Genomic DNA, 12896 nt, shown 5'->3' with positions numbered 1-12896 from the left:
ATGAACAGAAGAAGAAAAAACACCTTTCCATCTCGTCAGATAGAAAGGTGTTTTGATTAAACGTTTTTCCCCGCAGCCTTCAGCGCACGGGCGCCAATGTCACGGCGATAAAATAAACCTGGCTGAATGATTTCTTCAACCGCTTCATACACTCTTGATCTTGCCGCTTCAAATGTGTCGTCAAATGCGGTCACATTTGCTACACGGCCGCCATTTGTGACGAATTGATCGTTTTCCTTTTTTGTTCCTGCGTGGAAGGTGACGACATCAGAGACCGTTGTTTGCAAAGCACCGATTGGCGTGCCTTTTGCATAGTCTTCCGGGTATCCTTCTGATGCAAGAACGACACTGACAGCGGCTGTGTCTTTCCACTGCAAGTCCACATCTTTTCCATCTAGAATGTCTAGGAAGACTTGAACTAGATCTGATTCAAGACGAGGAAGCACTACTTGCGTTTCAGGGTCACCAAAGCGTGCATTGAACTCAATGACCTTAGAGCCTTCTGGTGTCAGCATTAAGCCCGCATATAAAATGCCTGTAAACGAACGCTCTTCCTGCACCATCGCGCGAGCTGCTGGTTTGACGACGTCTTCCACCGCTTTTTGTACCACTTCATCAGAAATTTGTGGAACCGGTGAATAAGCGCCCATCCCGCCGGTGTTTGGTCCTTTGTCATCTTCAAATGCCCGTTTATGATCCTGTGCGATCACCATCGGATACACCTTTTCTCCATTGACAAAGGCCATCAGAGAAAACTCTTCACCCGTTAAAAATTCTTCAATGACAACCGATGCACTCGCATCGCCAAACTTTTCATCCTCTAAAAAGTCATGTAGGCAGTTGATTGCCTCTTCAAGCGTCATGGCCACTGTCACGCCTTTTCCTGCGGCAAGCCCATCTGCTTTAATGACAATTGGGGCACCCTTTTCTTCCACATATGCCTTCGCTTCTTCAAACGATGTAAAAGTGGCGTAAGCGGCTGTCGGGATCTCATAATTTTTCATTAAGTCTTTTGCAAATTCTTTTGAGCCTTCAATGACTGCGGCTTTTGCATTCGGTCCAAATACCTTGAGTCCTGCTTCTTCAAATGCATCGACGACACCTGCAATTAATGGAACCTCTGGACCGACAATTGTTAAACCGATGTTATTGTCTTTTGCAAAACGAATTAACGCCTCATGATCGCCCTCGTCGATTGGGACAAGCTTCGCAGCGTCTGTCATTCCATCATTGCCGGGTGCGACAAATACTTGGCTGACAAGTTCGCTTTGATTCACTTTCCATGCGATGGTATGCTCTCTTCCGCCTCTGCCGATAATTAATACGTTCACACTGTCATCCCCTTAATGTTTGAAATGTCTAACGCCAGTGAAGACCATGGCGATGCCGTATTCATCTGCTTTTTGGATTGATTCTTCATCACGAATGGAACCACCTGGCTGGATGATCGCTGTAACGCCTGCCTTTGCAGCAGCTTCCACTGTATCGCCCATTGGGAAGAACGCATCAGAGCCTAGTGCGCTTCCTTTCGCTTTTTCACCTGCTTGCTCAATCGCAATGTTAGCCGAGCCAACACGGTTCATTTGACCAGCACCAATACCTGCTGTCATTTGATCCTTCGCTAGAACGATGGCATTTGATTTCACATGCTTGACGACTTTCCAAGCGAGCTTTAAGTCTTTCCATTCGTCTTCAGTCGGCTCTCTTTTCGTTGGGATAGAGATCGTTGCTTCCTCTAAGCCGTATGTGTCGATATCCTGAACGAGCAATCCACCATGAACACTTGTGAGCTGCTTTTCTTTTTTCCCAAGATCTGCTTCTACATCTAATGTTAGTAGACGAAGGTTCTTTTTCGCTGTTAACACGTCAAGTGCTTCTTTGCTGAACGATGGTGCGATGACGATTTCTAAGAAAATCGTATGGAGCACCTCAGCCGTTTGTTTGTCTACTTCACGATTAAGCGCCACAATGCCGCCGAAAATAGATGTTTCATCTGCTTTAAATGCACGATCGAATGCTTCTGCAATCGTTTCCCCTGTCCCAACACCACATGGGTTCATATGCTTTACAGCCACAGCCGCTGGCTCCGTAAATTCACGTACAATTTGAAGTGCTGCATCTGCATCTTTGATGTTGTTATAGGAAAGTTCTTTTCCATGTAATTGCGTTGCAGTAGCTAAAGAGCCTTTGCTTGGAAGCGCATTTTCATAGAACGTCGCCGCTTGGTGCGGGTTTTCTCCATAACGAAGAGATTGCTTTTTCTCAAATGTGACTGTGAACTGTTCTGGCTCTGTTTCGCCAACAAAGTTCGTTAAATAATCCGCAATCAGGGCATCGTAAGCAGCTGTATGACGGAATACTTTTGCTGCAAGCTCACGTTTTTTCTCTAGTGAGACGCCGCCTTCTTTGATTTGTTGAACGACAGAATCATAATCACGCGGGTCCACAATCACCGTGACGTCCTGATGGTTTTTAGAAGCAGCACGAAGCATACCCGGTCCGCCAATATCAATGTTTTCAATCGCTTCTTCATACGTGACATCGTCTTTGGAAATGGTCTCTTTGAATGGATATAGATTCACAACGACAAGATCAATCGGCTGAATGCCGTGCTTTTCGATCTGTGCCATATGCTCATCGTTTTCTCTCACTGCTAACAGTCCACCGTGAATGTTCGGATGAAGCGTTTTGAGTCGTCCGTCCATGATTTCTGGGAAGCCAGTCACTTCAGAAATACCAATGACATCAATGCCGTTCTCTTGAAGAAGTTTGTGTGTACCACCAGTTGAAATCACTTCAACTCCAAGTTCTGTTAGTTCTTTCACAAAAGGTACAAGATTTGTTTTATCGGAAACACTGATTAATGCGCGTTTGATCGTCATGCCTTTGTCACCTCATTAAGATAATTCTAAAAGTGATTTGATCACTTTTGGATATAGTGTATGTTCTAATTCATGCATTCTTTTTTCAATGGATTCAAGGTCTTCCCCTTGTTCAATATGAATGGCTGCTTGATCAATAATCGGGCCGGTATCCATGCCTTCGTCGACATAATGAACCGTGATGCCAGCTACTTTGACTCCTGCTTGATAGGCTTGTCCAATCGCATCGAGTCCAGGAAATGCTGGCAGTAAAGAAGGGTGGATATTCACGATTTTCCCTCTAAATGCGTCAAGTAATGTCGGACCGATCAGTCGCATATACCCAGCGAGGAAAATCCATTCCACTTCATGCAGCTTCAGCTGTTCAATGATGGTTTGCTCAAAAGCGGCTTTACTCGGGAAAGCCTTCGGCGTAAAAGAAAAGGACGGAATGCCCTCTTTCTCTGCCCGCTCCAGCACCTTCGCACCCGGTTTATCACAGATCACAATGGCGGCTTTTGCCGGCCACTGTTCTTCTTTTAACGTATCAATAATGGCTTGAAAATTTGTCCCGCTTCCAGAGGCGAAGATCGCAAACTTTTTCATGAGAGGCTTCCACCACCGAAAGTGACGCCTTCTCCTTTTTGAACTCGTCCGATAAGGAAGGCTTTCTCTCCGCCTTGTTCAAGTCCGCTGATCACATCGACGAGATCATCCTCTTTGACGGCTAGGACAAAGCCGATACCCATATTAAATACATTGAACATCTCTTCTGCTTTTAATTGCCCTTTTTCTTGAATAAAGGAGAAAATAGGCGGGACCGGCCATGAGCCATTATCAATCTCAACACCAAGCCCTTCAGGCAGCATACGTGGTAAATTCTCAATAAAGCCACCGCCTGTCACATGTGCCATACCGTCAACCTTGCCAGCTTTCACTTGTTTAAGAACAGGCTTGACATAAATCTTCGTCGGTTCGAGCAGCTCTTCTCCAAGCGGTCTTGTAAAAGGTTCATATGTTTGGTGAAGGTCTAGTCCTGCGTCTTCCAGCAATACTTTTCGTACAAGAGAATAGCCATTGCTATGAATTCCGCTAGAGCTGAGTCCAATCAGCAAATGACCTTCCTTGATGTTCTCTCCTGTGACGATTTCATCCTTTTCAACGACACCTACAGAAAATCCAGCAATATCATATTCTTCTTCTGTGTAAAGACCCGGCATTTCTGCTGTCTCTCCGCCGACAAGCGCTGAACCAGACTGCTCGCATCCGTCAGCTACACCTTTGACGATGGATTCAATTTTCAAAGGATCTGCTTTTCCAACTGCTAAGTAATCTAAGAAAAAGAGCGGCTCTGCCCCTTGTGCAAGCACATCGTTCACACACATAGCAACAGCATCTACACCGATCGTATCGTGTTGATCCATTAAAAATGCTAGCTTTAATTTCGTACCAACACCGTCTGTTCCTGAGACAAGAACGGGCTTTTTGTATGGCAGTTCAGATAAATCAAACATACCGCCAAATCCGCCTAGAGCCCCCATTACACCTGCTCTTTTTGTACGTTCTACGTGTGTTTTCATTCGTTTAACAGCTTCGTATCCTGCTTCGATGTCGACACCGGCGTTTTTATATGCTTCTGACATCCCATTCACTCCTTTTATCTGCTTGTCTTTCATGTATTTTCGGCAGAATGAAAGAGCAGCATATCAAATCACGTTGACTGCTGCTCCATTATTCGATTATTTCGTCAGGACTGTTTCCTTCACATGAGGAAGGACAGTATCTTCATAAATTTCGGTCGGGTATTTTCCAGTAAAGCATGCTAAACACTGACCACGCTGCGGATCATCATACTTTCTGCCAATCCCGTCCATTAAACCGTCTACAGATAAAAATGCAATGGTGTCTGCACCGATTTCCTGTCTAATTTCTTCCACTGAATGAGATGATGCAATCAGCTCTTCGTGTGTAGACGTATCAATTCCATAAAAACACGGATGAGCGATTGGCGGTGAACTAATGCGTACATGCACTTCCGTCGCTCCCGCTTCTCTTAGCATCGTCACAATCCGGCGGCTTGTGGTTCCGCGTACGATGGAATCATCCACCATGACGACACGTTTGCCTTCGACCACCCCGCGCACAGCAGACAGCTTCATGCGCACGCCCTGCTCACGCAATGCTTGAGACGGCTGAATAAATGTCCGGCCAACATAACGGTTTTTAATTAAACCTAGCTCATATGGAATACCTGTTGCTTCGGCATAGCCAATCGCTGCAGAAATACTGGAGTCTGGCACACCTGTCACGACATCTGCTTCGACATGTGCTTCTTCTGCAAGCTTCTTACCAAGATTCTTTCTCGCACTATGCACGTTGATGCCATTGATATTGCTGTCCGGTCTTGAGAAATAAATGTATTCCATGCTGCACATGCTGCGGTTAATGTTCATCGAGAAACGCTCAGATTTTAAGCCGTCATCATTAATGATCAGCATTTCGCCAGGCTCTACATCTCGTAAATAGGTAGCACCGACGACATCAAATGCACATGTTTCAGAAGCGACAACATAAGCATCCCCAAGCATACCAAGTGAAAGTGGGCGTAATCCGTTCGGATCAAGCGCTACGATCATTTCTGTTTCTGTCATGATTAGGAAAGCATAAGCTCCTTTTAACATAGACAGAGCATTTTTGATTTGATCCTTCAAATCCATATATCCGCTACGCTTAATTAAGTGAGCGAGCACTTCGGTATCAGAAGACGTTTGAAAAATACTTCCTTGGTTCTCTAGCTGCTGTTTTAATTGCGTTGCATTGACCAAGTTTCCATTATGAGCAAGGGCAAGACTGCCATTGTTTTGCGAGCGGAAGAAGAGGGGCTGCACATTCTCAAAGCCGCCTCCGCCTGCTGTCGCATACCGAACGTGTCCGATCGCACCTTTTCCCTTTAAATCCTTAAGCTCACCATTTTGGAACACTTCCGTAATCAGTCCAAGGCCTTTGTGTGACGTCAAGTTTTCACCGTCTGTTGCAATAATTCCCGCACCTTCTTGTCCTCGGTGCTGAAGGCTATGCAATCCGTAATATGTGATTTGCGGGGCTTCTTCGTGTCCCCAAACCCCAAAGACGCCACATTCTTCGTTTAAGCCTCTGATTTCAGCAAGCATGGGATCGCTCCTTTCCATGCGCGTTCAAGCTCGTTGACTGCCGCATGAATCCATTGTTGTCCTTCTTGATTTTTGACAGTGAATACACCATCATTTGTGACCGTTCCGACTTCTTTTGCATCTTGCACAGCCGCAGCAAACGCTTCGCGATTTTCTGGTTTCACTGTGACGACAAAACGTGACTGTGATTCACTGAATAGTGATGCAGCGCTGTTTAGATCGAGCTGGATATCAGCGCCAAGACCATCTGTTCCAAATGTACTTTCAGCTAGTGCTACACCAAGACCGCCTTCAGACACATCATGTGCTGACTGAACAAGTCCGTTTTGAATTGCTGCTAATAGGGCTTCTTGACGCGCCAGTTCTACATCCAAATCAATTTCTGGTGCTTTTCCGTAGATACGGCCTTCTGTCATTTTTTGAAGCTCACTGCCTGCGAATTCTTCCTTCGTTTCACCAATGACGAAAATCACATCGCCTGCCTGTTGGAACGATTGAGTCGTAATATGAGCTGTATCTTCAATCAAACCAACCATGCCAATAACTGGCGTTGGGTAAATGGCTGTACCATTTGACTCGTTATATAAAGAGACGTTACCGCCGATGACCGGTGTGCTTAATGTACGGCAAGCTTCGCTAATGCCGTCAGCAGACTTTTCAATCTGCCAGAAGATTTCTGGTTTCTCCGGGTTACCGAAGTTCAAGTTATCTGTTACTGCAAGCGGACGAGCGCCTGAGCAGACAATGTTACGTGCAGCTTCTGCGACGGCGATCTTCCCGCCAACCTCTGGATCAAGGTAGAGATAACGTGCGTTACAATCTGTTGTCATCGCAAGAGCTTTTTTCGTCCCACGGATTCTGAGCACACCCGCATCAGAGCCAGGTGCAACGACAGTGTTTGTACGAACCATATAGTCGTATTGATCGTAAACCCATTCTTTACTCGCAATCGTTGGCTGCTTTAACAGCTGTTTCAATGTATCTGCTGCATCTGTGATCGCTGGAGCTTCGACTTTTGTTTCTAAAAACTCGCGATAGTATGCAGGCTCACTTGACGGCTTGTGATAAACCGGTGCTTCTTCTGCAAGAGCATCAACAGGAAGCTCACACACCACTTCTCCTTGATGGAGTAAACGAAGCATTTTATCGTCTGTCACATGACCGACTGATACCGCTTCAAGATCGTATTTTTCGAAAATATCAATGATTTCTTGCTCACGGCCTTTTTCAATGACTAGAAGCATTCTCTCTTGTGATTCAGACAGCATCATTTCGTATGCGGACATGCCTGTTTCACGCTGCGGAATGAGGTCTAAATTCATCTCAATCCCAGAACCTGCTTTACTCGCCATTTCTGCACTTGAGCTTGTTAAGCCAGCCGCTCCCATATCTTGAATTCCAACGAGCGCATCGTTTTTGATGACTTCAAGGCACGCTTCAAGCAAAAGTTTTTCCATGAATGGATCGCCGACTTGAACCGCTGAACGTTTTTCTTCTGATTCATCAGAAAATTCTTCAGACGCAAATGTTGCACCGTGAATCCCGTCACGTCCCGTTTTAGCACCAACGTACATGACCGTATTGCCAACACCTTTTGCCTGCCCTTTCTTGATGTCTTCATGGTTGATTAACCCTACACACATCGCGTTAACGAGCGGGTTGCCTTCATAGCTTTGATCAAAATGAACTTCTCCGCCGACTGTTGGAATACCGATACAGTTTCCATAGCCTGCAATCCCTGCCACTACTTCTTCAAACAAGTACTTCACGCGCGGTGAAGTCAGTTCACCAAAACGAAGAGAGTTTAATACCGCAATTGGACGAGCCCCCATGGAGAATACATCACGGATGATTCCGCCGACACCTGTTGCCGCTCCTTGATACGGTTCAATTGCAGATGGATGGTTATGTGATTCGATTTTAAATACAACCGCTTGGTTGTCTCCAATATCAACGATTCCAGCGCCTTCCCCAGGACCTTGAAGAACATGCTCTCCTTTTGTCGGGAATTTGCTTAAAACAGGCTTTGAGTTTTTATAACTGCAATGCTCTGACCACATGACAGAAAAGATACCTGTTTCTGTGTAATTTGGCAGCCTGCCAATAATGGATTCGATTAAAGCGAATTCTTCATCACTCAATCCCATTTGCTGATACAATTTCTCTTCTTTAATTTGCTTGTGACTTGGTTCAAGCAGTAGTGACATGAGTGTCCCTCCAATTTTTCACGATAGATTGAAACAATTTAAGTCCGTCTGCGCTGCCTAGTAATGAGTCAACCGCGCGCTCAGGGTGCGGCATCATGCCGAGTACATTGCCCTGTTCATTCGTTACACCTGCAATTCGATTGACACTGCCGTTAATATCGTCACCGTAAGTGAAAGCGATTTGGCCTCGTTCAATCAGCTTCGCTAACGTGTCTTCGTCACAGTAGAAGTTACCTTCACCGTGTGCTACAGGAATCGTAATCGATTCACCTTTTTGATAACCGCTTGTAAATTGCGTTTCGTTGTTCTCTACAATGAGTTCAACTGGACGACAGATAAATTTTAGATCTTTATTCCGTCTCATTGCGCCTGGCAGAATGCCAAGCTCTTGAAGAATTTGGAACCCGTTACAAACACCAAGAACAGGTTTTCCTTCCGCAGCTGCTTTTTTCACAGCCGGCATGATGTTAGAAAAACGAGCAATCGCACCGCATCTTAAGTAATCCCCATAAGAGAAACCGCCTGGTACGAGTACACCGTCAAAACCATCAAGACTCGTTTCGTCGTGCCATACATATTCAACTTGTTCACCTAACTCATCTTGAATCGCATGGTACATATCGATATCACAGTTAGAGCCAGGCAAGACGATCACTGCAAACTTCACTGTGCGACAACCTCCTCCACCTCATAGCGGTAATCTTCAATCACCGTATTGGCAAGCAATTTTTCACACATTTCTTTGACCACTGTATCTAAGTCACGTTCTGATTTCTCAATGACTAGCTCCATATATTTCCCGATACGGACATCCTTTACTTCCTGATAAGACATGCTGTGCAAAGCGCGCTGCACGGCACTTCCTTGTGGATCAAGAACGCTCTCTTTTAAGCTGACAAAAATTTTCACTTTATACATGTTTATGGCCTCCAAGTCTTTTGAAAATTTCTTCGTATGCATTTGTTAAGCCGCCCAGGTTTCGTCTGAACACGTCTTTATCAAGCTTTTCGTTTGTGTCTTTGTCCCAAAGCCTGCACGTATCAGGTGAAATCTCATCAGCTAGCAAAATACGATTCTCGTGATCTATTCCGAATTCAAGCTTGAAATCAATTAAATTCACATGGCAATCTGAGAAGATTTGCTTCAATTCTTCATTCACTTGTCTTGTGATTTGTTTCATTTCCTCGACCTGCTCAGGTGTCGCTGCATGTAAAATGCGAATATGATCTTCTGTAATGAGCGGATCGCCGAGTGCATCATCTTTGTAGTAAAACTCGATCAAAGGTGTGTCCAGTTTCGTTCCCTCTGGAATTCCAAGACGCTTTGACATACTGCCTGCCACCACGTTTCGCACAACGACTTCAAGCGGTACGATGTCTACCTTTTGAATGAGCTGTTCTGTTTCAGATAGGCGTTTCACAAAGTGATTGTTGATCCCTTTCTCATGTAGCATTTGAAAAATCAAGCTGGAAATTTCGTTATTCAGTCTGCCTTTGCCTTCAATTTCAGCTTTCTTTTCACCGTTAAATGCTGTAGCTGAGTCTTTATATTCGACATATAAAATATGCTCGTCATCGGTCTGATAGATTCTTTTCGCTTTGCCTTCGTAGAGAAGTTCTTGTTTCACAGTCATTCAGATTGGCCTCCTAATTTGAATGTTGGCAATTTTCAGGATTAGGCGCCTGACTAGCAGGCGGCCCATTTCTTACGCAAGACCTAGACGTTCGAAAATCATATCGACATTTTTCAAGTGATAGTTGTAATCGAAGCAGTCAGCGATTTGTTCAGGTGTTAAGCGTGAAGTGATTTTCTCTTCTGCTTCTACTAATGAACGGAATGGTACTTGTTTCTCCCAAGCTTCCATCGCCTTTGGCTGAACCGTGTCATATGCTTCTTCACGTGCCATACCTGTATCAATAAGTGCAAGAAGAACACGCTGAGAGTAGATCAAGCCAAGTGTGCGGTCCATGTTGCGTTTCATGTTTTCAGGGAACACCGTCAAATTCTTCACAATGTTAGAGAAACGGTTCAGCATATAGTTCAGTGCAATCGTTGCATCTGGTAAAATGATGCGTTCAGCAGATGAATGAGAAATATCACGCTCATGCCATAGCGGTACATTTTCATAAGCAGTCAGCATATAACCACGGATGACACGGGCAATCCCCGTCATATTTTCAGAACCGATCGGGTTTCGTTTATGAGGCATCGCTGATGATCCTTTTTGTCCTTTTGCAAAGAACTCTTCTACTTCACGTGTTTCACTCTTTTGAAGACCACGAATTTCAACAGCAAATTTCTCAATGCTTGTTGCGACGAGTGCAAGAGTAGCCATGTAATCTGCATGACGGTCACGCTGCAAGGTTTGGGTTGAAATTGGTGCAGCTTTGATGCCAAGTTTCTCACATACATATTGCTCAACAAACGGGTCGATGTTCGCATATGTGCCAACAGCACCAGAGATTTTGCCGTATTCGATGCCAGCTTTTGCTTGTTTAAAACGTTCTAAGTTACGCTTCATTTCCTCGTACCAAAGAGCAAGCTTCAAGCCAAATGTTGTCGGTTCAGCGTGTACACCGTGCGTACGGCCCATCATGACTGTATATTTGTGCTCTTTTGCTTTTTCTTTTAGTATGTCAACAAATCTCTCAATGTCCTTGAGCAAAATATCGTTCGCCTGTTTTAATAGATATGAAAGCGCCGTATCCACTACGTCTGTAGATGTTAGCCCGTAATGAACCCACTTTCTTTCTTCTCCTAGAGATTCAGATACAGCACGCGTAAAGGCAACCACGTCATGGCGCGTGTCTTGTTCAATCTCTAAAATACGATCAATATCAAAGCTTGCATTCTTACGCATAGTCACAACGTCTTCTTTCGGAATGATGCCAAGTTCTGCCCAAGCTTCACAAGCGAGAATTTCTACTTCAAGCCATGCATTAAATTTGTTTTCCTCTGTCCAGATTGCTGACATTTCTGGTCGTGCGTAACGTTCGATCATTTCCCGTTTCCTCCATCTCTTTCAGTCCATATCTTTGTGATGTTTGCCATCCATTTATCATCAAGCTGTTTCATAAATGTCATATGCCCCATTTTGCGGCCGGCTTTTACTTCATGTTTGCCATATAGATAAAGCTTCGCTTCCTTTAAAAGCTCAGGATGTTCTTTTGGGATGTCCACTTCATCGCCCAGCAAGTTCACCATCATACCCTCTGATAAAAGAGCTGTTCCGCCAAGCGGCAAACCGCATATGGCGCGAATGTGCTGTTCAAACTGACTCGTCTCACATAAATCCAATGTGTAATGTCCAGAGTTATGCGGGCGCGGTGCCAGTTCATTGACGAGCAGCTTCCCTTCGTTTGTCAGGAACAGTTCAACAGCAAGCGTACCGACCAACCCTAGCTTTTCAGCAAGCGTTGTTGCCAGCTCTTTTGCTTTCTCCTGAATGCTGCCATCTACCCGTGCAGGCACGATGCTTTGGAATAAAATATTGTGCTTATGAATGTTCTCAGCGACTGGGAATGTCGCAATTTCCCCCTGAACAGACCGCGTCACAATCACGGACAGTTCCATTTGGAAAGGAACCCAGCTTTCTAAAATGCACGTTCCATGCGTGAGAAGTGCAGCCGCTTCATGAAGCTGATCCTTCTCTTTGATGACGTACTGTCCTTTACCGTCGTAACCGCCTCTGCATGTTTTCAGCACAGCTGGCAAACCAAGCGCATTTACTGCATCTTTCAGCTCCTTCTCATCATGAACGATGCGATAAGGGGCGACTTCACAGCCTGCATCTACAATCCCTTTTTTCTCCGTTTCACGGTTTTGGGTTAAAAGAAGGAGTTCGCTTCCTTGCGGTAAATACGCCTCTTCCTTCAGCTGATTGAGGGCATCATAATCAATATTTTCAAATTCATATGTGACCACATCGCTGATGTCCGCCAGCTGCCTGATCGCTTCAAGGTCACTGTATGCGGCTGTAATTTCTGTATCAGCAACCTGTCCACAAGGAGAAAGTGTGACAGGGTCAAGAACTGCTGCCCGGTAGCCCATTTGCTTTGCACTGACGGCCATGTATCTGCCAAGCTGTCCGCCGCCGATGATACCAATGGTTGCGTTTGGAAAAATGGTCTGCTTAGCCAAGCTGATCACTGCTTTCTAATACAGTTTGTTTTGTTTGCTCTCTTCTTTCTTCAAGGCGTGCTGCAACGGCTTCATCGAATGCTGAAATCATTTGTGCAGCTAGAAGCCCTGCATTTGTTGCACCGGCTTTGCCGATTGCCACTGTGGCAACAGGTACACCGCCTGGCATTTGAACGATGGATAATAAGGAATCCAGCCCGTTTAATGCTTTTGATTGTACGGGCACACCAATGACCGGCAGTGTCGTTTTTGCTGCGACCATCCCCGGTAAATGTGCTGCGCCTCCAGCACCGGCAATAATGACCTTGAGTCCTTTACCTCTTGCTTCAGTCGCATATTCAAACATTAAATCAGGTGTCCGATGTGCGGATACAACCTGTTTTTCATACGGAATGTTTAATTCCTCTAAGATATCGCACGCATGTTTCATTGTTTCCCAATCAGATGTACTTCCCATGATGACACCTACAAGCGGCTTCATTTTGTCCCCACCTTTAAGCTATTATTCGATTTTGTAT

The 12896-nt window shown here is 45.1% G+C and carries 12 protein-coding genes; all 12 read right to left on the bottom strand.

Annotation, left to right across the window (positions count from 1 at the left end; all coding sequences use genetic code 11):
• Window positions 1–56 precede the first annotated feature (56 nt).
• The 12 genes from purD to purE all read right to left on the bottom strand — a co-directional run bounded on the left by purD (window position 57) and on the right by purE (window position 12859).
• Complete coding sequence (purD, locus tag AC0VYC_RS03290; RefSeq protein WP_024719399.1) at window positions 57–1331, bottom strand: phosphoribosylamine--glycine ligase; 1275 nt, start codon at window positions 1329–1331, stop codon at window positions 57–59.
• A 12-nt stretch (window positions 1332–1343) separates the two neighbouring features.
• Complete coding sequence (gene purH / locus AC0VYC_RS03285; RefSeq protein ID WP_135009883.1) at window positions 1344–2882, bottom strand: bifunctional phosphoribosylaminoimidazolecarboxamide formyltransferase/IMP cyclohydrolase; 1539 nt, start codon at window positions 2880–2882, stop codon at window positions 1344–1346.
• 15 nt (window positions 2883–2897) lie between these two features.
• Window positions 2898–3467 (bottom strand): phosphoribosylglycinamide formyltransferase, encoded by a 570-nt coding sequence (gene purN / locus AC0VYC_RS03280; protein ID WP_008344288.1) that lies wholly within the window; start codon window positions 3465–3467, stop codon window positions 2898–2900.
• A complete protein-coding gene (purM, locus tag AC0VYC_RS03275; RefSeq protein WP_475389422.1) occupies window positions 3464–4504 on the bottom strand; it encodes a phosphoribosylformylglycinamidine cyclo-ligase in 1041 nt (346 codons plus the stop codon). The genes purN and purM overlap by 4 nt, the downstream gene beginning before the upstream one ends.
• A gap of 96 nt (window positions 4505–4600) precedes the next feature.
• On the bottom strand, window positions 4601–6031 hold the full coding sequence (gene purF / locus AC0VYC_RS03270; protein ID WP_039168587.1) for an amidophosphoribosyltransferase: 1431 nt from the start codon (window positions 6029–6031) through the stop codon (window positions 4601–4603).
• Window positions 6007–8238, bottom strand: a complete 2232-nt coding sequence (purL, locus tag AC0VYC_RS03265) for a phosphoribosylformylglycinamidine synthase subunit PurL (protein ID WP_024719398.1) — start codon at window positions 8236–8238, stop codon at window positions 6007–6009. Before purL ends, purF begins: the two co-directional genes overlap by 25 nt.
• Complete coding sequence (purQ, locus tag AC0VYC_RS03260) at window positions 8222–8905, bottom strand: phosphoribosylformylglycinamidine synthase subunit PurQ (RefSeq protein WP_008344292.1); 684 nt, start codon at window positions 8903–8905, stop codon at window positions 8222–8224. Before purQ ends, purL begins: the two co-directional genes overlap by 17 nt.
• Complete coding sequence (purS, locus tag AC0VYC_RS03255; protein WP_475389420.1) at window positions 8902–9156, bottom strand: phosphoribosylformylglycinamidine synthase subunit PurS; 255 nt, start codon at window positions 9154–9156, stop codon at window positions 8902–8904. Before purS ends, purQ begins: the two co-directional genes overlap by 4 nt.
• Window positions 9149–9871 carry a phosphoribosylaminoimidazolesuccinocarboxamide synthase gene (gene purC, locus AC0VYC_RS03250; RefSeq protein WP_007496901.1) on the bottom strand — a complete coding sequence of 241 codons (723 nt, stop codon included), beginning with the start codon at window positions 9869–9871 and terminating at the stop codon, window positions 9149–9151. The genes purS and purC overlap by 8 nt, the downstream gene beginning before the upstream one ends.
• 72 nt (window positions 9872–9943) lie before the next feature.
• On the bottom strand, window positions 9944–11239 hold the full coding sequence (gene purB, locus AC0VYC_RS03245) for an adenylosuccinate lyase (protein WP_052320336.1): 1296 nt from the start codon (window positions 11237–11239) through the stop codon (window positions 9944–9946).
• Window positions 11236–12378 (bottom strand): 5-(carboxyamino)imidazole ribonucleotide synthase, encoded by a 1143-nt coding sequence (gene purK / locus AC0VYC_RS03240; RefSeq protein ID WP_475389418.1) that lies wholly within the window; start codon window positions 12376–12378, stop codon window positions 11236–11238. Before purK ends, purB begins: the two co-directional genes overlap by 4 nt.
• The gene (purE, locus tag AC0VYC_RS03235) at window positions 12371–12859 is read right to left on the bottom strand and encodes a 5-(carboxyamino)imidazole ribonucleotide mutase (protein WP_017359824.1); all 489 of its coding nucleotides are present in this window, start codon (window positions 12857–12859) and stop codon (window positions 12371–12373) included. Before purE ends, purK begins: the two co-directional genes overlap by 8 nt.
• Between the last annotated feature and the right edge of the window lie 37 nt (window positions 12860–12896).

This window comes from Bacillus sp. iso_77 (assembly GCF_056173625.1).
Note: the sequence above shows the minus strand (reverse complement) of the source record. Positions and strands in the feature narration are given on the sequence as shown.

What these genes read in the sequence shown, in the direction of transcription:
- purL (WP_024719398.1), bottom strand. Translation starts at nt 8,238, where the DNA reads ATGTCACTACTGCTTGAACCAAGTCACAAGCAAATTAAAGAAGAGAAA.
- purE (WP_017359824.1), bottom strand. Translation starts at nt 12,859, where the DNA reads ATGAAGCCGCTTGTAGGTGTCATCATGGGAAGTACATCTGATTGGGAA.
- purH (WP_135009883.1), bottom strand. Translation starts at nt 2,882, where the DNA reads ATGACGATCAAACGCGCATTAATCAGTGTTTCCGATAAAACAAATCTT.
- purS (WP_475389420.1), bottom strand. Translation starts at nt 9,156, where the DNA reads ATGTATAAAGTGAAAATTTTTGTCAGCTTAAAAGAGAGCGTTCTTGAT.
- purB (WP_052320336.1), bottom strand. Translation starts at nt 11,239, where the DNA reads ATGATCGAACGTTACGCACGACCAGAAATGTCAGCAATCTGGACAGAG.
- purC (WP_007496901.1), bottom strand. Translation starts at nt 9,871, where the DNA reads ATGACTGTGAAACAAGAACTTCTCTACGAAGGCAAAGCGAAAAGAATC.
- purM (WP_475389422.1), bottom strand. Translation starts at nt 4,504, where the DNA reads ATGTCAGAAGCATATAAAAACGCCGGTGTCGACATCGAAGCAGGATAC.
- purF (WP_039168587.1), bottom strand. Translation starts at nt 6,031, where the DNA reads ATGCTTGCTGAAATCAGAGGCTTAAACGAAGAATGTGGCGTCTTTGGG.
- purN (WP_008344288.1), bottom strand. Translation starts at nt 3,467, where the DNA reads ATGAAAAAGTTTGCGATCTTCGCCTCTGGAAGCGGGACAAATTTTCAA.